This window comes from Marinobacter alkalisoli, from assembly GCF_045449855.1.
GTDB lineage: Bacteria > Pseudomonadota > Gammaproteobacteria > Pseudomonadales > Oleiphilaceae > Marinobacter.
Window position 1 is genome coordinate 53,759 of sequence record NZ_JBJJLC010000052.1, and the last position, 20,563, is coordinate 74,321.

At 57.9% G+C, this 20,563-nt stretch carries 19 protein-coding genes; 12 read left to right on the plus strand and 7 right to left on the minus strand.

Annotated elements, in window-relative coordinates:
- Window positions 1–37: 37 nt before the first annotated feature.
- Both ACJO5Y_RS18500 and ACJO5Y_RS18505 read right to left on the minus strand, forming a co-directional pair.
- Window positions 38–553, minus strand: coding sequence for a macro domain-containing protein (locus ACJO5Y_RS18500; RefSeq protein WP_406989297.1), 516 nt, complete (start codon window positions 551–553; stop codon window positions 38–40).
- A 40-nt stretch (window positions 554–593) separates the two neighbouring features.
- Window positions 594–1,661: a beta-N-acetylglucosaminidase domain-containing protein gene (locus ACJO5Y_RS18505; RefSeq protein ID WP_406989299.1), complete on the minus strand. Its 1,068-nt coding sequence runs from the start codon at window positions 1,659–1,661 to the stop codon at window positions 594–596.
- 125 nt (window positions 1,662–1,786) lie between these two features.
- On the opposite strand from ACJO5Y_RS18505, the gene ACJO5Y_RS18510 reads away from it, so the two are divergent.
- From ACJO5Y_RS18510 to ACJO5Y_RS18535, 6 genes are all read left to right on the plus strand, one after another.
- Window positions 1,787–2,818, plus strand: a complete 1,032-nt coding sequence (locus ACJO5Y_RS18510) for an acyltransferase family protein (protein WP_406989300.1) — start codon at window positions 1,787–1,789, stop codon at window positions 2,816–2,818.
- 158 nt (window positions 2,819–2,976) lie between these two features.
- Window positions 2,977–4,053 carry a TRAP transporter substrate-binding protein gene (locus tag ACJO5Y_RS18515; RefSeq protein ID WP_406989302.1) on the plus strand — a complete coding sequence of 359 codons (1,077 nt, stop codon included), beginning with the start codon at window positions 2,977–2,979 and terminating at the stop codon, window positions 4,051–4,053.
- Between the two features lie 100 nt (window positions 4,054–4,153).
- Window positions 4,154–4,699 carry a TRAP transporter small permease subunit gene (locus ACJO5Y_RS18520; protein WP_406989304.1) on the plus strand — a complete coding sequence of 182 codons (546 nt, stop codon included), beginning with the start codon at window positions 4,154–4,156 and terminating at the stop codon, window positions 4,697–4,699.
- Window positions 4,696–5,991: a TRAP transporter large permease gene (locus ACJO5Y_RS18525; protein WP_406989305.1), complete on the plus strand. Its 1,296-nt coding sequence runs from the start codon at window positions 4,696–4,698 to the stop codon at window positions 5,989–5,991. The genes ACJO5Y_RS18520 and ACJO5Y_RS18525 overlap by 4 nt, the downstream gene beginning before the upstream one ends.
- A 257-nt stretch (window positions 5,992–6,248) precedes the next feature.
- Complete coding sequence (locus ACJO5Y_RS18530) at window positions 6,249–7,568, plus strand: class I SAM-dependent methyltransferase (protein ID WP_406989307.1); 1,320 nt, start codon at window positions 6,249–6,251, stop codon at window positions 7,566–7,568.
- The gene (locus ACJO5Y_RS18535) at window positions 7,568–8,692 is read left to right on the plus strand and encodes an NAD(P)/FAD-dependent oxidoreductase (protein ID WP_406989309.1); all 1,125 of its coding nucleotides are present in this window, start codon (window positions 7,568–7,570) and stop codon (window positions 8,690–8,692) included. Before ACJO5Y_RS18530 ends, ACJO5Y_RS18535 begins: the two co-directional genes overlap by 1 nt.
- A gap of 87 nt (window positions 8,693–8,779) precedes the next feature.
- Here the strand turns inward: ACJO5Y_RS18535 and ACJO5Y_RS18540 are convergent, their stop codons facing one another.
- Together ACJO5Y_RS18540 and ACJO5Y_RS18545 are read right to left on the minus strand one after the other, a co-directional pair.
- Window positions 8,780–9,769, minus strand: coding sequence for a porin (locus tag ACJO5Y_RS18540; protein ID WP_406989310.1), 990 nt, complete (start codon window positions 9,767–9,769; stop codon window positions 8,780–8,782).
- A gap of 190 nt (window positions 9,770–9,959) precedes the next feature.
- Window positions 9,960–10,433, minus strand: coding sequence for a Dps family protein (locus ACJO5Y_RS18545; RefSeq protein ID WP_406989311.1), 474 nt, complete (start codon window positions 10,431–10,433; stop codon window positions 9,960–9,962).
- A 240-nt stretch (window positions 10,434–10,673) separates the two neighbouring features.
- Here ACJO5Y_RS18545 and ACJO5Y_RS18550 point away from each other — a divergent pair, with 240 nt between their 5' ends.
- A complete protein-coding gene (locus ACJO5Y_RS18550) occupies window positions 10,674–10,946 on the plus strand; it encodes a DUF2061 domain-containing protein (RefSeq protein ID WP_406989313.1) in 273 nt (90 codons plus the stop codon).
- Here the strand turns inward: ACJO5Y_RS18550 and ACJO5Y_RS18555 are convergent.
- Complete coding sequence (locus ACJO5Y_RS18555; protein WP_406989315.1) at window positions 10,912–12,354, minus strand: dihydrolipoyl dehydrogenase; 1,443 nt, start codon at window positions 12,352–12,354, stop codon at window positions 10,912–10,914. The two genes, ACJO5Y_RS18550 and ACJO5Y_RS18555, sit on opposite strands and share 35 nt — an antisense overlap.
- A gap of 151 nt (window positions 12,355–12,505) precedes the next feature.
- On the opposite strand from ACJO5Y_RS18555, the gene ACJO5Y_RS18560 reads away from it, so the two are divergent.
- Entirely contained in the window at window positions 12,506–13,177 is a 672-nt protein-coding gene (locus tag ACJO5Y_RS18560; protein WP_406989316.1) for a LysE family translocator, read from the plus strand.
- Here ACJO5Y_RS18560 and ACJO5Y_RS18565 read toward each other — a convergent pair.
- Window positions 13,122–14,183, minus strand: coding sequence for a 3-deoxy-7-phosphoheptulonate synthase (locus tag ACJO5Y_RS18565; RefSeq protein WP_406989318.1), 1,062 nt, complete (start codon window positions 14,181–14,183; stop codon window positions 13,122–13,124). The two genes, ACJO5Y_RS18560 and ACJO5Y_RS18565, sit on opposite strands and share 56 nt — an antisense overlap.
- 342 nt (window positions 14,184–14,525) lie before the next feature.
- Here ACJO5Y_RS18565 and ACJO5Y_RS18570 point away from each other — a divergent pair, with 342 nt between their 5' ends.
- Window positions 14,526–15,329 carry a secretin N-terminal domain-containing protein gene (locus ACJO5Y_RS18570; protein WP_406989320.1) on the plus strand — a complete coding sequence of 268 codons (804 nt, stop codon included), beginning with the start codon at window positions 14,526–14,528 and terminating at the stop codon, window positions 15,327–15,329.
- Between the two features lie 4 nt (window positions 15,330–15,333).
- On the opposite strand, the gene ACJO5Y_RS18575 is transcribed toward ACJO5Y_RS18570, so the two are convergent.
- The gene (locus tag ACJO5Y_RS18575; protein WP_406989321.1) at window positions 15,334–15,852 is read right to left on the minus strand and encodes a DnaJ domain-containing protein; all 519 of its coding nucleotides are present in this window, start codon (window positions 15,850–15,852) and stop codon (window positions 15,334–15,336) included.
- 210 nt (window positions 15,853–16,062) lie between these two features.
- Between ACJO5Y_RS18575 and ACJO5Y_RS18580 the strand changes: the two genes are divergently transcribed.
- From ACJO5Y_RS18580 to ACJO5Y_RS18590, 3 genes are read left to right on the plus strand one after another with little or no spacing between them, the layout of a single operon-like run.
- Entirely contained in the window at window positions 16,063–17,166 is a 1,104-nt protein-coding gene (locus ACJO5Y_RS18580) for an efflux RND transporter periplasmic adaptor subunit (RefSeq protein ID WP_406989323.1), read from the plus strand.
- Window positions 17,166–20,252 carry an efflux RND transporter permease subunit gene (locus tag ACJO5Y_RS18585; protein ID WP_406989325.1) on the plus strand — a complete coding sequence of 1,029 codons (3,087 nt, stop codon included), beginning with the start codon at window positions 17,166–17,168 and terminating at the stop codon, window positions 20,250–20,252. Before ACJO5Y_RS18580 ends, ACJO5Y_RS18585 begins: the two co-directional genes overlap by 1 nt.
- Window positions 20,249–20,563, plus strand: coding sequence for a DUF3301 domain-containing protein (locus ACJO5Y_RS18590; RefSeq protein ID WP_406989327.1), 315 nt, complete (start codon window positions 20,249–20,251; stop codon window positions 20,561–20,563). The genes ACJO5Y_RS18585 and ACJO5Y_RS18590 overlap by 4 nt, the downstream gene beginning before the upstream one ends.

The following is a 20,563-nucleotide window of genomic DNA, read 5'->3' on the forward strand; positions in this document are numbered from 1 at the left end:
ATGATTGAACACTGCAGTACTGGCCGATTGCCCCCGCCTACGTACGATCCAGAATCGCCTGACACACTCGCCGATCACCCTCGCTGAACAGCACAAATCGCACCTTGCGCACCCGGGGGCACTCCGGGGCAGACTCACGAAGCGCGCGCACGGCAACGACAAGCGCGTCTTCAAGCGGATAACCGAACGCCCCGGCGGAGATGGCGGGAAACGCCACGGACTCGAGCCCGGTCTGCTCGGCCAGCGTCAGTGCGTTACGGTAGCAATCCGCCAGCAATCGGTCTGATGGTTCGTCGACACCGTAAACCGGCCCGAGACAATGAATAATATGGGTATTCGGCATGTCATGGGCGGCAGTAATCACCGCTTCACCGGGCTTTATCGGCGCCTTGGCACGACACTCTTCCGCCAGCCCCGGCCCGGCGGCGGCGTGAATGGCGCCGGCAACGCCACCGCCAGGCATAAGCCGGGCATTGGCGGCATTAACCACCGCGTTCATGTCAGGCTGATGGGCAATATCGCCCTGAATACATTCAATGGAGAAATCCGTCATCGCTGTTCTCCTTTCTGTCATGTGGGCATTTTCCCGGGGATTACTGGGTCTGCACCATTTCGTCCGTTACCTGATAGTCACCGGATAACCAACGGACGATTTCCTCAGCACCGGCGTGGGAATACCCCCGGTACTTTTGCAAAAGAGACTGCGTTTTTTCTTCGCTGAGCCGATGGAGGCCTGCATCCTGCAGGACCAGCAGGTCCGCCATCACCTCCTCGGCGAGATCCATACCCAATACTTCCCGGGCGGCATGGCGTAAAGCCTGCCCATACTGGTAATCCGGCCCCTGGCGGTAGCTTTCCGCCAGGGTAATGGCGGGAATTCCGGTGAGGGTGGGCTGCAGTGCGGGGTTGATGGCATGACCTGCCAGATAGGCAGCATTCGCTGCGGGCCGGCCAGTGAAGCCCCGAAGGTGCAGGTGCCGCGACATACGATCGCCGTCATTGACCGGGTAGTTATCCCACAACAAGGGCTTACGACCGAGAGCCTTGCCGATCCGCTTGAGGTGCCCCGTTGACACCTCCCGCGAACAGACCTCTTCCCCGGTCCAGAACACCCGGATCGCGGGGTCCAGCCTTTCCCCCAGGGTGTTCAGATAATCGCTGGGGCGCTCTCCGAACACCCGGTCCAGTACCGGGTCATCGGAATAGTAGCTGGGGCAGATCGTCAACAGTTCCGCATGGGTCCGGTCACGGATCCAGTGCACGATGTCTACCTGCCGGGATGCCAGATCCGGGGTATCACTGCGCATGTCATCAAACAGGATGGCCAGTTCCTGGACTCCGATTTCATCCAGGAACGCCAGTTTCGTTGTCAGGGCCTGCCGCGCCGCATCATTGAAGTCGTTGAACACTTCAAACGGGCTCAGGCCAACCCCGAACCGTACCCCGTGCCTGCGGCAAAAATGGGCAAAATCCGCCAGCGCGACTGCCGTGTCCTGAGGATGAGGCTCATCCCAGCGCCGGCGCAGAAAGGCATCGGCCTTGGGTGCATACAGGTAAAACCGGTAACCGTGAGGCTCCAGCGCCATCACCAGTTCCTTCCGCTCCTCCCAGCTCCACAGGGGGCCGTAAAAACCTTCGATGATTCCAAGTTCCGTACTCATGGTTCCCTCCCGATACAAGCAGGTTAATGCATCTTAAGCCAGTGGCAAGGCAACGGTATATCTGACTAGTACTGCGAAGCCCCAAAGCAGGCTACTATAGCCTGAACCTCCACGGAATCGTGACAATGGCGGAATCCTCACAACGGCTGGCTGCGCTTGATGCACTCCGGGGCATCGCTGCCCTCGGCGTGGTGCTGTTTCACTACCTGCCCTATTACGACCAGTTGTACGGCCATACGTTCAGCCCACCTTCCGTGCTGGATGTCGGCCGCTACGGCGTCCATCTGTTCTTCATCCTCAGCGGCTTTGTGATCTTCATGACCCTGGAACGAACCCGCACCGCTGGCTGGTTCGGACTGGCACGGGCCTTCCGGCTAATGCCGGCGTTATGGGCCGGCATCGCCATCACCTTCCTGCTGGTTCACGCCCTGGGGCCGGAGGACCGTGCGGTCAGCTTCGGCAGTGCTTTGTTGAACGTCACCCTGCTGCACGAGTACCTGGAATATCCGCATGTTGACGGCGCCTACTGGAGCCTGGTGATCGAAGCCACCTTCTACTGCTGGATCGCACTGCTGTTCTATGGGCTGAAGGCATGGGAACGCATTCGTATCGCACTCTGGATCTGGGTGGCTATCAGCTACGCCGGCGTCATCTGGTGGAAAGCCATCCCCGATGCCCTGGATTTCCTGGTCAAGGATCTGCTGTTCGTGAAGTACGCACCGTTGTTTGTCAGTGGCATGCTGATCTACCGCTGGCATCAGCACGGCAGGCCCGCCGCGCCGGATCTTCTGCTGCTAGGCCTGTCAATCGGCCATGCCGTGGTGGCGTACAAGGCACCGTTCAATATCTTCGTGCTTGGCTGTTACGGGGTCTTCGCGCTCGCCGTGGCGGGCTACCTCAATGCCCTGGCCAACCGTCCCATGCTCTGGCTCGGCAGCCTGTCCTATGCCCTGTACCTGGTTCATCAGAACATTGGCTATGGCGTCATCGCCTGGGGGTACAATGCGGGTCTGCCCGGCTGGGCCGGTGTCTGCCTCGCGCTATCCCTGGCGCTCACACTGGCCGCCGCCATCCACTACACCATCGAGAAACCTGCCCTGGCGTGGTTCCGGGAGATGCGCGGACGGCCCCTGAAACATTTACATTCGTTACTCTAGCTCCCCTACGACCTATGTCGTAGGGCGAGGGTATTTCCGTTCCGTTTCCTAACGATTACTGCTACTTTGAACTAGAGTTAAGAGTTGTTCATCCCAAACGGATAACGCTCCGGCAACAACCTAAAAAGACAATAACCAAACCAGAGGATAGAAGAGCAATGAAGATCCGTTCTGTTCTTTCCGCAACTGTGCTGGCAGTCGCAACTACCCTTGCCTCCGCACAGGCGCTCGCCCAAGATACCTTTACACTCCGTCTCGCCGAAACCTGGGGACCGAACTTCCCGATTTTCGGTGACACCACCAAGCGCTTCGCCGAAACCGTTGAACAAATGTCCGACGGCCGGCTGAAGGTCCGCATTGATTCCGCCAACAAGCATAAAGCCCCTTTCGGCGTCTTTGACATGGTCAAGGCCGGTCAGTACGACATGGGCCACTCAGCGTCCTACTACTGGAAGGGTAAGGTACCCGAGACACTGTTTTTCACCAGTATGCCCTTCGGCATGAATGCCATGGAGCAGTATGCCTGGTTCTACCATGGTGGCGGCATGGAGCTGATGCAGGAAGTGTATGAGCCCCACAACATGCTGTCTTTCCCCGGCGGTAACACCGGCGTACAGATGGGCGGCTGGTTCCGCAAGGAAATCAAATCCCTGGACGATCTTCAGGGCCTGAAAATGCGTATCCCCGGCTTCGCGGGCGAAGTGTTTGCGGAAGTGGGCGTTAACCCGACCAACATCGCACCGGGTGAACTCTATACCGCCCTTGAGCGCAACACCATTGATGCGGTCGAGTGGGTAGGTCCAGCGCTGGATCTGCGTCTTGGCTTCCAGCAGATTGCTGACTACTACTACACCGGTTGGCACGAACCCGCGACCGAACTGCAGTTCCTGGTAAACAAGCGTGTGTGGGAGAAACTGCCGGCGGATCTGCAGGAAATCATGCGTGTGGCCATGCGCACCGCGTCCTACGACATGTTGGTGCACTCCCAGCATGAAAATGCCAAAGCCTGGGCAAACATCAAGGAAGAATATCCGAACGTGCAGATCAAGCAGTTCCCGAATGACATTTTCCAGGCTATGTACGATGCCAACAAGAAACTGCTGAAGGAATCCGCTGAAGGGAGCGAGATGGCGGCCAAAATCATCGAGTCCCAGCAGAACTACCTGGAGCAGAGCCGCGCCTACACAGACATTTCTGAGCGTGCGTACCTCAACACCATGACCGAAGTTGAGTAAAATATAGGCATTAACAGAGCCGGGATCGCTCGAGCGGTGATCCCGGCTTTGTCGTTTATAGCAACGAAAAATCGCCAGGCCATCTGGCGGAGGATCATCAATGCGGTGGATTATCAAACTGGACGAGGGCATGGCCCGTCTGTCCATTCTCTGCGGCTGGATTGCCTGTATCGCAATGATACTGATGGCAGCCAACGTCTTTTTCGACGTTGTAGCCCGCTACGTATTCAACGATGTTTCAATCGGTATGCAGGAAATGGAGTGGCACCTTTATTCGGTGGTATTCCTGTTCGGCATTCCCTATGCGCTGCGCACAGACGGACACGTTCGGGTTGATGTGTTCTACACCCGCTGGAGCAATAAAGCCAAAGCGTGGGTCAATCTGGTGGGCGCGTTCATTTTTGTCATCCCGTTCGCCTACCTGATCGGCACCTATGGCTACGAATTCGCCCTGGACTCCTACAACATGGGTGAAGGCAGCGGCGATCCCGGCGGTCTTCCCCATCGCTGGATCATCAAGTCCGTTATCCCCCTGACGGCCATATTCACCGCCATCGCCGGCCTTAACATGGCGACCTTCGCACTGCGCGTGATGTCCGGTGAAAAAGAATACGAAGGCGAACACAGCGCAGGGGGACTGGCATGATCGGTATGATAATGTTTGGTGTGGCCCTCCTCATGCTGATGGTGGGCTTCCCCGTGGCGTTTACCTTTGGTGGTGTGGCGCTCTTCTTCGGCATATTTGCCGAGGGCATGGACCTGTTTGCCTTCATGCCCTACCGCATCATGAGCGTGATGCAGAATACCGTGCTGATGGCGGTGCCCCTGTTCATCTTCATGGGCGTTGTACTGCAGCGCACCAAACTGGCGGCACAGCTGCTCACGTCCATGGGACGCCTGTTCGGCGGACTGCCCGGCGGCCTCGCTATTTCCACCATTCTGGTGGGTGCATTGCTCGCTGCCTCGACCGGCGTCGTAGGTGCGAGTGTAGTGGCCATGGGTCTGATTTCGTTGCCGGTGATGCTGGCTCACAAGTACGACAAGCGCCTGGCTACCGGTACCATTTGCGCCTCCGGTACGCTAGGACAAATCGTGCCACCGTCCATCATCCTGATCATCCTCGGTGACGTACTCGGCCTGCCGGTGGGCGACCTGTTCAAGGCCGCCGTGTGGCCGGGGGTGGTGCTGATCGGGTTGTACATTGCCTACATCCTTATCATGACACGCTTCAAGCCGGAAACCGCACCGGCCATGCCCGATGACAGTGGCGTATCCCGCAAGCGGGAAATCTTCGATGCACTACTGGCCATTATTCCGCCGCTGGCCCTGATTGTTGTGGTGCTGGGTTCGATTTTCACCGGTATCGCCACACCCACGGAATCCTCAGCGCTGGGCGGTGTGGGCGCCGTTTTGCTGGCGATTATCTATCGGCAGTTTTCCTTCAGGATGGTGTGGAATGCCTCCAAGGACACCGTCAAGGTCACCGCCATGGTGTTCGCCATCCTGATCGGCGCCACCGCTTTCTCTATGGTATTCAGCTACACCGGTGGCGACTACCTGCTGGAGGAATGGCTGCTGCAGCTGCCGGGCGAGAAATGGGGCTTCATCATTCTGGCCATGCTGGTCATTCTGGTGCTGGGCTTCTTCATCGACTTCGTGGAAATTTCCTTCATCATCGTGCCGATCCTCGCGCCGGTGGCCGAAGCCCTGGGCATCAACATGCTGTGGTTTGCCATCCTGATTGCCATGAACCTGCAAACCAGTTTCCTGACGCCACCGTTCGGGTTCTCGTTGTTCTACCTCAAGGGGGTCGCCCCACCCAATGTCCGGACAACAGATATATACAAAGGGGTTCTTCCCTTCATTCTGTTGCAGATTCTGGTGCTTGCGCTCATTGTCATCTTCCCGGAATGGTTCGGGATGAGTTCTTCCTACTGACCCAGGCCAGGGCCGGAGCCCCCTCCGGCCTTTCCCCCTTCTGCCTTCCCAGTCGCTTGATCAACCGACAGCGATTCGGTTGATCAATATCTTTAACACCCCCTCCACATGACAAAACCTGATCGTTTTCTATACTGAATCAATAAGAAGGCGCTTCTCCGCTATGATTTCGAGACACGCCCTGTCCGCTGAACCATCACTTTATGAGGTCGGACGAACCTCGTGATAAACCGGCAACCAAAGGGAGACGGGAATTCATGAATCAGAGCACTGCCCGGAAAACGGACGATTCCAGACAACAGAACGATCAGAAAGCCCACGTTCTGAAGCTCCCCCTGGAGGATCTCCAGGTTGACCGTGGACCTCATTCCTACGAAATCTGGCTGATCACCAAGCTGATGCGGATGGCCGGCTCGCCCCCGGTCCGGTTCCTGCTTTGGAATGACGAGGTCATTGAACCGGAGGCCGGTGAAGCCCGTTTCACCATTCGTCTGACCGATCCGAAAGCTCTGTATTCCCTGGTGACCAACCCCAACCTGGCGTTTGGCGATCTCTATAGCGCCGGCCGCCTTGAGGTCGAGGGCGATCTGCCAGACCTGATGGAAGCGCTTTACCGCGCCGTCCACCAGGCCCGTCAGCGCTGGCCCAGGTGGCTGGATGCGCTGTGGCGCAATCACAACCCCCGCCCGACGGGCATTTCCGAGGCCAAGGAAAACATCCACCACCACTATGACCTTGGCAATGAGTTCTACCGGCTCTGGCTGGACGAAGCCGAGATGCAGTACACCTGCGCCTATTACGAACGTCCGGACCTGACCCTGGAGCAGGCACAACTGGCCAAACTGGAACATGTCTGTCGCAAGCTCCGCCTCAAGCCCGGTATGACGGTGGTGGAAGCTGGCTGTGGCTGGGGCGGTCTCGCCCGCTATATGGCCAGGAACTATGGCGTCAAGGTACACTCCTACAACATCTCAAAGGAACAGCTGGCCTACGCCCGCGCCGAGGCCGAACGCCAGCAACTGGATCACCTGATTGAGTATGTGGAAGACGATTACCGCAACATTCAGGGTCAATACGACGCCTTCGTATCCATTGGCATGCTCGAACATGTCGGCAGGGACAACTACCCGGCACTGTCAGACCTGATCAAACGCTCACTGAAACCGGACGGCATTGCCCTGCTCCATAGCATTGGTCGCAACCGCCCGATGTTGATGAACGCCTGGATCGAGAAGCGGATTTTCCCTGGCGCCTACCCTCCCAGCATCGGCGAATTCATGACCCTCTGCGAACACGGCGATTTTTCCGTGCTGGATGTGGAAAACTTGCGCCTGCACTACGCACAGACCCTGACCCATTGGATGGATCGGTTTACTGCCTGCGAAGACCAGGTGTCCGACATGTACGACGAGCACTTCGCCCGGGCCTGGCGCATGTACCTTGCCGGCTCTATCGCCGCCTTCCGTGCCGGCTCGCTGCAGCTGTTCCAGGTCGTCTTTACCCACGGCGACAATAACCGGTTGCCACAAAGCCGCCAGGACCTTTATACATCGCCCGCAGCACCGGAGGCCCGTTAATGGATTATTACGACCTGATCATCGTCGGCGCCGGCCCGGCTGGCGCCACCCTCGCCCATTCGCTTCGGGACAGCGGCAAGCGCATTCTTGTCATCGACAAGAAAACCTTCCCACGGGACAAGACCTGCGCGGGCTGGGTGACCCCGGCGGTGATGGCGAGCCTGGAAATCGATACGGCGGACTACGCCAGGGAGCACACCCTGCAACCCATTCGTCGCTTTCGCATCGGCATGATGGGACAGCCCGCTGTAAAGAACGATCATGGTGACGTGGTCAGCTACGGTATCCGCCGCTGCGAGTTCGACCATTACCTGCTCAGCAGGGTAACCGCTTCGCAGGAGCTGGGCACCCCAGTCAAATCCATTACCAGGAAAAACGGCAACTGGGTGGTCAATGACACCTGGGAGGCCCCCCTCATTGTTGGCGCCGGTGGCCACTTCTGCCCGGTGGCCAAGCTCCTGGGCGATGGCCCCGGCAGCCATGAAACCGTGGTTGCCGCCAAAGAAGTCGAGTTTGAAATGACGCCGGAACAATCCGAGGTTTGCGAGGCCCGGGGAGACACACCGGAACTCTGGTTCTGCCGGGACCTGAAAGGCTATGCCTGGGTGTTCCGCAAGGGTAATTTCCTGAATATTGGACTGGGCCGGGAAGACAACCACAAGCTCACCGAGCACCTCGAACAGTTTGTGGAAGGAATGAAAGCCAGCGGACGCATCCCGGCAGATCTGCCCGGGCGCTTCAAGGGCCATGCCTATCTACTGTACGACCACGCGGAGCGTCCCCTGGTGGACGATGGCGTTATGTTGATCGGGGATTCCGCCGGCCTGGCCTACACCCAGAGCGGAGAGGGCATTCGCCCTGCCATTGAATCCGCACTGATCGCTGCACGGGTGATCCGGGAGGCGGAAGATTATTCAGCCCAGACACTGCAGGCCTATGGTGAAACCATCGCCCAACGGTTTGGCAACCGCGCGGCAGAGACGGAACAGGGCTGGCAGATACCGGAATGGGTCAAAGCACCACTGGCCAGTACTCTGATGCGCTCACACTGGTTCACCCGCAAGGTTGTGACCGAGAAGTGGTTTCTGCATCAGGAAGTGCCGCCACTGGATGTCGCGGTTTAAGAGCGGAAATAAAAAAGCCGGGGCAATTGCCCCGGCAAACAGTGACGCCAACACGATACTGCGTTTCTTTACGTCAGCACTTCCGTTTTACATAGAAAACTTGTGTTCAAAGCCCACACCGAAGGTGGTGTCTTCCTGATCGCCGATGTCCTGTTCCACCTGGGCGAAGTAGGCGTAGACCTTGCTCTTCTTGGCCAGCTTGTAGTCGGCGCCAACGCCAATGAGGGTCAGTTCTTCGTCTGAAAGGTCCGCTTTGGTCAGGCCGTACTGGGCTTTCAGTTTCACCCGGTCGAATTTCACGGCACCGCTGATCAGATAGCTGTCTTCCTCACCTTCACCGTCTTCCTCTTCAGCCAGCTGGTACAAAGCACCAAGCTCGAACATGTCGAGCCGAACCAGGCCAGTGGCGCGAAGAATGTTCAATCTGCCATCCATCGTGGAATCAGCGACCAGCTCATCCTCAATCTCGGAGTCATAGGCAATGGCGCCGTAGAACATGCCTTGATCGAACACGATGGAACTGGAGACCGCGTCGGCAACGCCATTCTCGTCTGTACCCTCTTCCTGATCTTCACCGGGAATCAGGGCCACGTTTACGGACAACGCATCGGCAAAGCTGGGAGTGCTGTATTGCACAATGTTGCTGGTGCGGTTCTCACCGGCCATGATGTTCTTGATGTCACCCTGCAGGTCATTGAACTGGTCGACTTTGCCCTGGGCTACTTTTAGCGGTGTATCAAATTTACCGGCAATCAGAGTACCCATGGCGTCATGGGCGAAGCCGCCATAGATGTTGCGCTGGCTGAAGGTCTCACCGTCCTTGTCACCATCATCAACCGAGATTTCGAATTCTGCCTTGTAGACCGCCTTGATCTGGTTGAAATCAAGGTCCAGATCACCTTTGACCCCCAGACGCGAGGCATTGCTCTGAAGCTTCCAGGCATCCTCTACATCGTTGTCCTGGTTTTCGAAGGACACGTTGGCCTTGCCGTAAACGATAGGTCCCTTGTCAGCCATCGCGACGGAGGGCGCAACAACCATGGAACCGATAGCCAGAGCCAGCAATTGCTTTTTCATTCGTTTGTTCTCCATCAGTGATCACGTTTGATCGGTGTTGAATTTCGTGATCACACTATGGAGATGGTTTATTAACTATTTGTTAACCAGACATGGCAATTTGGTGACTGTTTCGATGAAAGGGAGCTCAACGGACCGGCAAATAAAAATGGCGGCCCGGGGGCCGCCATCTCCATGAACCGAGCGCTGATTACTGACCGAGATAACTGCGGTACATCCAGACCGTTTTTTCCTGTTGCGAGATGTAATCGCTCATCAGCGCAACCGTACCTTCGTCGTCCGCATCGCCGGCGAGGCTCAGCAGTTCACGCTGCTTGCCGATCAGTTTGGCGAAGCTTTCCACAATGTTCTCCATGGCAACCTTGCCATCGGAGACGTCCTTGCGCTCAGGCACTTCGGATTTCTCGATGTAGGTGCTGTATGCGTGTGCCGGGCGATGTCCGAGAGTCAGCACGCGCTCGGCAATCTCGTCGATCTTCAACAGCAGATCGTTGTACAGCTCCTCAAACTTCACGTGAAGCTCGAAAAAATTGTCGCCCTTGATGTTCCAGTGATAACCACGAACGTTCATGTAGAAGATCTGGTAGTTGGACAGCAGATCATTCAGGGCATTGGCCAGTTGCTCGGCCTTCGCAGCGTCCAGACCGATAAAGTTCTTTCCCATAACGTGCCTCCTTGACAGTTAGTGAAATAAATCTGGCTTTCAATATAAGCCAGAAGCCTGAAATTAGTGAAGTTTAGAGTCCCAATCCATTCGATAGCTAAACTTCATCATGACTAATGCCGCCAGAACCAGAAACTATTCATAGGTGAGGGCTATCAAAAAGCCACAGATAATTCATTTAACAATAATTATCACTTCCCTTTAAATGGGCACATAAGCATCACCTACACGGAGCTGATCATGAGCGCGCTCAAACTGTTTATCCACGACCACGGAGCAAAGGGCGACAACTCGCTGATGAAGACGATCACCTTTGCAATCACCCATTTCACCGTGGCCTTCAGTGTTGCTTTTCTGCTGACCGGTGACCTCGTCATCGGCAGTCTGATTGCCATGGTGGAGCCGGCTATCAATACCGTTGCCTACTTCTTTCACGAGAAGATCTGGGCGCGCCGTACTCTGCTTGCACAACAAGTGGCTACCCACCGGGGCCACAGTCCATGCAGCGCTTGATCACCTCCGGGCCGATATTGAGGTTGCGATTGAGAGCCCGCAGGGCGGTTCTCACCCCCTCCTCAATAACCGGGTGGTAGAACGGCATGTCCAGCATCTCGTTCACCGTCATCCGTCGCTGCACGCACCAGGCCAGGAGATGACTGATGTGTTCTGCGGCGGGACCAAACATTTCTGCTCCCAGAAACTGGCCACTGCCCTGTTCGCCATAAACTCTCAGTAGTCCGGCATTTCTGCCGATCACCCGGCTACGCCCCTGATCCTCGAACGACACCTCGCCTACCGCGAAACCACCCTGGCAACGCTGGTCTACCTGATCAATGGTCATGCCCACCGTTGCAATCTGCGGGTCGGTAAACACCACTGCCAGCGGGGTGCGACGCAGCCCTGCACGAACATCCGGATAACGCCCGGCATTGTTACCTGCAATACGACCCTCATCCGCCGCTTCATGGAGCAGCGGGGTGTCGTTATTGGCGTCACCGGCAATAAAGATGTGACTGTCGCCACACCTCATGGTGTATGGATTGAACAGCGGCGCACCGCGCTCATCCAGCTCCAGCCCGGCATTCTGGATATCCAGGTGGTCCAGATTCGGTTTCCGCCCGGTGGCTGCCAGCACATAATCAAAGGTTTCAGTCGCCTCGCCTTTGTGCTGATCCGCGAAGGTGATAGCGACCCCGTCGTCGGTGCGGACCACGGCTTTAACGTCTGCATCCGGGTCCAGCGGAAATTCCCGGTTGAAGGTTGCCAGGGCATAATCGCGGATTCGCTTCTCCTGAATCGGGCCCACGGCGCCGCCAACACCGAACATGCGCACGCGAACACCCAGCCGGCTCAGCGCCTGCCCCAGCTCAAGACCAATAACCCCCGGCCCGAACACCGCAACCGACGCCGGCAACTCCTCCCACTCAAAGATGTCATCGTTGACGATCAGGCGGTCCTTGGCCTCTTTCAGGAAGCCCGGAATATTGGGGCGGGATCCCGTCGCCAGAACGACCCGATCCGCGACCACTTCAACCTTTTCATCAACGATCAGGTGGTGGGTATCCACGAACCGGGCATGCCCCCAAAGCCGGTGGGCTTCCGGCATCTCGTCGATGGTTTCCTGGACAAACCCGACAAAACGGTCACGCTCGCGGCGCACCCGCTCCATGACGGCCTTGCCATCAATACGCACTTCTCCGGGATAAACACCAAAAACCGGTCCCTGCGTCATACCGTAGGCGCTGTCCGCTGCGGCAATCAGCAGCTTGCTGGGCATGCAGCCGACGCGGGCGCACGTAGTGCCGTACTGACTGCCCTCAATCAGCACCACGCTGTCGGTGTGACCACGAGCCGCGCGATAGGCCCCCATGCCGGCAGTTCCGGCCCCGATAATCGCAACGTCTACCGTGAGATTGTCCATCACTGCGCCTCCTGCTGACTATCCGGTCTTGTCAGTATAGCCGGCAAATATTGTTGCCTTTCACACAGGATATTTTCCGCAATCGCTTATATCCTTACCGGCACCCGGAAAAACTTTTACCGCTATCCGACTTACCTTAGGAGTACATTCAATGCAGACTTACGGTGCCGAATTCGCAACCGTGGCGCTGGTTCACCTGTTGGCGGTGGCCAGTCCGGGCCCCGATTTTGCGATCATGCTTCGTCAGGCTTTGTGTCAGAGTCGGCGTAATGCCCTGCTCTGCGCTACCGGCATTGGCCTCGGCATCCTGGTGCACGTCACCTATTCACTGTTGGGGATTGGCATTCTGATTCAACAGTCGTTGCTGTTGTTTAATGTTCTCAAGGTGATTGGCGCGCTGTACCTGACGTGGATAGCGGTGCAATGCTTGAGATCCCGGGCGGGCGGCATTCATGTTGAAGCGGGCAACCGAACGTCACAAACCGGATTTGCGGCTTTCAGGCTGGGGTTTCTGACCAATGCACTGAACCCCAAGGCCACCCTGTTCTTCGTGTCACTGTTTTCGGTGGTGATCAGTCCCGACACGCCCATTGCACTGCAAACCGCCTATGGCCTCTACATGGCCTTGGCCACGGGCCTGTGGTTTGCCCTCGTCGCCACGTTCTTCACCCTGCCCAGGGTAAGACGCGGCTTTAACCGGTTCGGCCACTGGCTCGACCGGATGATGGGGGGCGTATTGCTGCTCCTGGCCGGTCAACTGCTGTTTTCTACAGTGAGCGGATCAGAGCCTCCGTCTGGGCCCAGCCAATACACGGATCGGTAATGGAGCAGCCGTATTTCAGATCGGCGCCGTCATCCTGACGCCCCGGTTCCAGGAAGCTTTCCAGCATCAGGCCGCGAATGCAGGCGTTGCCGGCGGCCTTCTGGGCCATGACCTCCCGGGCAATGTCCAGCTGACGCTCCGCCTGCTTGCGGGCATTATCGTGACTGCAGTCCACCATCACTGCGGTGGACACACCGGCACCGGACAGCGATTCAATCGCCAGACCGATGCTATCGGCGTCGTAATTGGTGATGCCTCGACCGCCCCGCAGGACCAGATGGGTATCCGGATTGCCCTCGGTGGTGATCATCGCCGGGACGCCGGTGCTGGCAACGCCCAGAAGATGATGGGAATGAGCTGCGGATTTCATCGCGTTGATGGCCACCGTCACGCCCCCATCGGTGCCATTCTTGAAACCGACAGGCATGGGCAGACCGCTGACCAGCTCCCGGTGAACCTGGGACTCCGTGGTGCGGGCGCCAATGGCGCTCCAGCTGATCAGGTCACCCAGGTAATCCATCGCGAGGGGACTGAGCGCCTCGGTCGCCAGCGGCAGGCCGGATTCCGCCAGATTCAGCAACAGCCTGCGTGACCGCACCAGACCCTCATTGAGATTACCGGCTCCGGTACGATCCGGGTCGTACAACAGCCCTTTCCAGCCCACGGTGGTTCTGGGTTTTTCCAGGTAGGCCCGCATCACAATCAGGAAACGGTCACTGACGGCCTCCGCCAGGCCGCTGAGTTTGTCCGCGTACTCCAGAGCGGCCACCTCGTCATGAATCGAGCAGGGGCCGATCACAATCAAGGTACGCGGGTCTTCGCCACGGAGTACCCGGCGAATAGCGCTGCGGTGGCGGAGAATCTGGCGTTCAATGGCGGGCGTCACTGGCAGGTGCGTTCTCAGCTCTGCGGCTGTCGGGAGAATGTCTTCCCTGCGGCTCGCCGCCGTGGACGTACCCTCGCGGCCCTGTTCACTCAGGGTGTCGATATTCAGTGGCATGTTCATGTCAGTTTTCCGTTTCCCTGTGTCAGAATCAAAAAAGCCCCGGCTGGGTGGGCTACCAGTCGGGGCTTCTTCGAGTCCGGTGGCAGCCTGGGTTTTGCCGGGCTGCCTTCCTCGTAATTCAGTCGATGAAGATCTTATGGGCGGCCCTGGCTCTGGCTAAAATAAAAGCCATAACCAAACCACCAGAAAAACACAGCAGCGACCGCAGCTGCCGGTTTCGCACCGAAAGCTTGCAGAACATTCAATTGACAGATCGCGTGTGTAGTCTTCATGCTTTTCAATATATACCCCGGCTTTTCGGCTTTGCAACCCGCAAACCCGATTTTTATGGAATCTTTTGCCGTGACCGCGATAAAAACCAAGCAGACTTTCCACCGGACCGGGGCAATCATGGCCCTGTGGCTACTACTGTTCGTCACCCCTCTCTCCGCACTGGCGGCAACAGAGGCTCGTACCTACCAGCTCAACAACCGCTCCTCGGAGCAGGTTGCCGCGCAAGTCAGGGAGTTGTACCCGGATGGCCAGGTTGCCATCACCGCCAGGGGGCAGCAGATGATCGTGCGGGGAGAGCCGGAGGTGTTGGACGAAATTGGATCCCTGGTGCAAACCATGGACGTCGCCCCGGTACAGATGCGGATCACCGTGCGGACCCGCAGCAACCTGGACGCCAAAAGCGGAGGTGGCGGTATCACCGTGAACAACGGCCAGGCCCACGCCAATGTTGAGCGCAGGGTCACAACGACGCGCCGCAACCAGGAACGTACCCTGGTGGTACAGGATGGTCAGTCAGCCCACATTCATTCCGGGCAGGTACGAACCGTCCCCATCGCCATACGGGGTGGGCGCAACCCCGCAGCCATCCTCGGACAGGTAGAGACACGCAGTGGCTTCCTGGTCAGCCCACAGGTTATTTCCGACCAGACCATTGAACTCAATATTGTCTCATTCGAGGAAGACCCGGCGGATGATATCCCCGGCTATGAAACCGAAGCCCTGATGACCATTCGCCGGGTGGACCCCGGACAGTGGGTCGAGCTTGGCAGTACCCGACGCAGCCAGTCCGGCAACCGCTCCGGCATCACCTATCAGGTTGGCGGTGACCAAAGGGAAAACCAGACCGTTGAAGTGCGGGTAGAGATACTCTGACCCCTCACGCAGCCCCTTTGCGTGACGCAAGCAACGTCGCTTTTGCTTCATTCACCTTGGCGGCCAGGTAATCGTTACCGCCACGGTCGGGATGGATCTTCTGCATCAGCCGCCGGTGGGCCATGATCACCTCATCCCCGGAACAGTCCGGAGATACTCCGAGGATATCGCAGGCTTCACGCACGGACATCGACCCTGCCCGCTGCCCCACACCACCAGACCTGGCGCCACCAGCGCCGGCCCCGTCGTTGCCGGACTGTTGCTGTTGGCGGTACATCCGGTTCACCATGGGCGCGAACCTCACCAAGGCCGGCAGTTTTCGTAACAAGGGAACCAGCGCCGCCACGGCCGCCGTTAGGACATGGACGCGTCCGGTCAGCACCATAAAGAGAAGTACAGCGCCACCGACCACCAGCACCATCTTCCAGGTGGCAGCTTTTTTATTCTCCGCCGACAGTGCTCCCCATTGCTTCAGAATGACAAAAACCGCCACCGCCAGGGCAATACCCAATATCCAATGCATAGTGTAATCCCTTACGATTCACTGGCCGTATTCTGGCATTCAACCGGTGACAAAACACCCTGTTTTTGTATAGGATGCTATTCTATTAATCGCTGTTAAGAATCAGTTACATACTCTCCCCATTAAAGATAAACAGGGACAATCGTCGACGAGCCTGACCGGCCACATTTGGCGATTTCCAAATGGACACTGATACCCAGGACCTGAATTATGCGCACGGCTTCCCGTTTCCTGATCGTCATTATCTTCCTTGGCGTAGTGCTTGGTGGCATTTTCGGCTACAAGTTTTACCAGTTTGGTCAGCTTAAAGAGCAATCATCGCAGCCACAACCACCTGCCCAGATTTCCACTACCAAGGCACAGAGCGGGCAGTGGACACCCGCCGTCAAGGCCGTGGGCAGCGTCGAGGCCATCAATGGCATTGAGGTGGCCAACGAAGTGCCAGGGGTAATTGAAACCATCGGCTTTGAGTCCGGCGACACCGTCAGCAAGGGCGATATCCTGATCCGCCTGGACGCCGCCATCGACGAGGCCGCACTGCGGACCCGTCGTGCCGAGGCGCAACTGGCGGAACAGGAGTTCAAGCGGATATCCGACCTGCTTCCGAAACGCGCAGTGTCACAATCCCAGTTCGATGAAGCCAAAGCCAACGTCGATGCTGCCCGTGCCCGGGTCAACGAAGCGGAAGCCCAACTGAACAAGAAAGTGATTCGCGCCCCCTTCGATGGCACCCTCGGCCTTCGCATGGTGGACCAGGGCGAATACATCCCCACCGGCACGCCGATTGTCGAAATCAACATGCTGAATCCCATCTATGTGGATTACACGCTGTCCGAGAAGGACCTTCCGAGAATCGCAACCGGTTATGACGTTACTGCTACGGTTGCCGCGATTCCGGGCCAAACTTTCGACGGACAGGTCAGCGCCATCAACACCTCGGTCAATCCGGAAACCCGGACCGTGCGCATTCGTGCCACGCTGGCGAATCCTGAAAATGCCCTGCGGCCCGGCATGTTTACCACCATCCTGACCAAACAGCCGCAGGATCGCGACGTGGTCACCGTTCCCCGGACTGCGATTTCCTACAACACCTACGGCGATTTTGTCTTCGTAGTGGAAGAGAACGACGAGGGTGAACTGATCGTCAACCGCCGGACCGTCCAGACTGGCGAAGTCCGCGACGGCCGTGTTGCCGTAGAGGATGGCCTGAAAGAGGGCGAGGAAGTCGTCGCCAAGGGCCTGCTGAGACTCCGCGCCGGACAGCGGGTGGAAGTGCAGGGAAGCAATGACCAGCTGGCGGAGGCGTCTGACTAATGCGTTTTACCGACATATTCATTCAGCGCCCCGTCCTGGCGACGGTGGTCAGCCTGCTGATCCTGCTGCTCGGCACCCGGGCCGCCATGGAAATGGAAGTTCGCCAGTATCCCCAACTGGAAAGCACGACCGTTACCGTGACCACCGCCTATCCGGGCGCCAGTTCGGACCTGGTCAAGGGCTTTATCACCACCCCGTTGCAACAGGCCATCGCCGAAGCCAGCGGGATCGACTACCTGACCTCCACCAGCTCCCAGGGCGTTTCCACCATCGAAGCCAAGATGGTGCTGAACTACGATGCCAACGCGGCGCTGTCGGAAATCCAGGCCAAGGTGGCGAGCCAGCGCAACGTATTGCCGGCAGACGCCCAGGACCCGGTCATTTCCTCCACCACCGGGGACTCAACGGCCCTCATGTACATTGCGTTCTACGGCGATGAACTGGGCGTCCCACAGATTACCGACTACCTGACTCGGGTTGTCCAGCCCAAGCTCCAGGCGCTGGCCGGCGTCGGCAAGGCCAACTTGCTGGGGCGCAAGTTTGCCTTGCGCGCCTGGCTAGACCCGGAGCGACTGTCCGCCGTCGACATGACACCCCAGGAAGTGGTCCAGGTCCTGTTACAGAATAACTACCAGGCTGCCGTGGGTAACACCGAGGGCAAGTACACCAAGATCAGCATGACCAGCGATACCGACGTGGGAAGCCTGGACCAGTTCCGCGAGCTGGTGATCAAGGAATCCAATGGCTCCCTGATTCGGCTCAAGGATATCGCCAGGGTTGAACTGGGATCGGAATCTTACGATCAATTGGCGCTGTACAAGGGCCAGCCCGCCACCTATGTCGCCATTGAACTGTCTCCCGGGGCCAACCCGCTGACGGTTGCCAAGCTGGTGAAAGACCAGTTGCCGGATATTGAAAGCCAGCTGCCATCAGGCCTGGACGTTCGACTGGCCTACGACGCGTCAGACTTTATCGAGAGCTCCATCAACGAAGTCATCCAGACTCTGGTGGAAGCACTACTCATCGTACTGGTCGTGGTCTTCCTGTGTCTGGGTTCCGTCCGTGCAGCAATTGTGCCTTCCGTTGCCGTGCCTCTGTCCCTGGTCGGCGGCGCCTTCGTCATGCTGATGATGGGTTTTTCCCTGAACCTGCTGACACTGCTGTCGATGGTACTTGCCATCGGCCTGGTGGTGGACGACGCCATTATCATGGTGGAGAACGTGCATCGTCACATCGAACAGGGGGAATCCCGGTTTGACGCCGCCATCCACGGCGCCCGGGAAATGGCCGTGCCCATCATCGCCATGACCACCACCCTGGTGGCCGTCTATGCCCCCATTGGGTTTATGGGCGGGCTGGTCGGCTCGCTGTTTACCGAGTTTGCCTTCACTCTGGCGGGCACTGTGGTGATTTCCGGCGTCGTCGCGCTGACACTGTCACCGATGTTGTCCGGAAAAATTCTCAAACCCCATGGCAATCCCGGACGCTTTGAAAAACTGGTGGAGCACTCGTTCAACGGGCTCGCCAACAGCTATAAAGCGGCACTGAGCTCGCTGATGGCAACCAAGTCCGTGGTGATCTTCTTTGCCCTTGTGGTACTGGCCTCCATTTACTTCATGGTGATGATGAGCCAGAGCGAACTGGCCCCCACCGAGGACCAGGGCATCCTGTTCTATCAGGGCCTTGCGCCCCAGACTGCGACCCTGGACTACCTTGAGGAGCACGGCGAAGAAGCGCTGGAACGCATGGAACAGGTTCCCGGCTACAGCGAGGACTTCATGATTCTGGGGATTACGGCTCCCAATGCCGTATTCGGCGGCTTCAAGATGGAAACCTGGGAAAATCGTGATCTGAGCATGTTCGAAGTACAGCCTCAGCTGGACGGTGCGCTCAAGCAAATCACCGGGTTGCAGACGGCGGTATTCCCACCGGCATCGCTGCCAGGTTCCGGTGGCGGCCTGCCGTTTCAGTTCGTGATCACCACCGGGGAAGACTACAACCGCCTGAACGACGTTGCCGATGAAATGCTTGGCAAGGCCATGGCCAGTGGCAACTTCATGTTCCTGCAGAAATCCATTGACTTCGATCGTCCGGTGACCCAGATCAAGGTCGACCGTGACCGGGTCGCCGATCTGGGTCTGTCCATGCAGGATGTGGGGCAAGCCATGTCGAGCATGCTCGGTGGCGGCTACATCAACCGCTTCAATATGGAAGGCCGCTCCTACCAGGTCATTCCGCAGGTTGAGCGGGATTTCCGCCTGAGTCCGGACGCTCTCAACGACTACTACATCCGCGCTGATAACGGTGAGCTGATCCCACTCAGCAGCGTCATCAGCTTTGAGGACAAAGTGGAACCGTCCCAGCGTACCCAGTTCAACCAGCTGAACTCGCTGACACTGCAGGGCGTGGTGATGCCCGGGGTGACCATGGGGGATGCCATGGCGTTCATGGAATCCACCGCGGACGAGATATTCCCCCAGGGCTTCACCTCTGACTACACTGGCGAATCCCGACAATTTGCCAATCAGGGCAGCGCCTTGATGGTCACCTTCTTCCTGTCACTGCTGGTGATTTACCTGGTGCTCGCCGCCCAGTTCGAAAGCTGGCGCGATCCGATCATCATCCTGGTCTCGGTGCCCATGTCCGTGGCGGGCGCGATGGCGTTCATTGTGCTCGGATTCGCCACCATGAATATCTACACCCAGGTGGGCCTGATCACCCTGATCGGCGTGGTGTCCAAGAACGGCATCCTGATTGTGGAGTTCGCCAACGCCCTGCAGGTCGACAAGGGACTGAACAAGCGCGAAGCGGTGATCGAAGCGGCAGCCATCCGGTTGCGGCCCATCATCATGACGTCGCTGGCACTGATCTTTGCCATGGTGCCGCTGCTGATCGCTATCGGCCCGGGTGCAGAAAGCCGCTTTGCCATCGGCCTGACCATCAGCGCCGGTCTCGGCATCGGCACACTGTTCACCATTTTCGTGTTGCCGGCATTCTACATCCTGCTGGCCCGTGACCATCACGGTTCCGCTGCCGAAGAATACGGTAACGGGGACAGTGAAAAGGCATCGGCCCCCGCCCAATGACCCTGGGCACGCTGTTCTGGCTGTTTGTCGCGGGGTTCGCCATCTGGTACTGGTGGCGGGCCAAGGCGATCAAAGACTTCGTCCTGCAGGCAGCCAGGAACTATTGCAAGAAAATGGATGTGATGCTGCTGGACGACGCCGTCTACTTGCGAGGGCTGTGGTTCAAGCGTGATGAGGCCGGGCGCCTTCGCGTGTGGCGGCGTTTTCTGTTCGATTTCACCTCTACCGGAGAGGAAAGGTACGTGGGCCGCATCATCATGCTTGGCCCGCGCATCCTGCATATGGAGCTGGAACCACACCGACTTAACTGA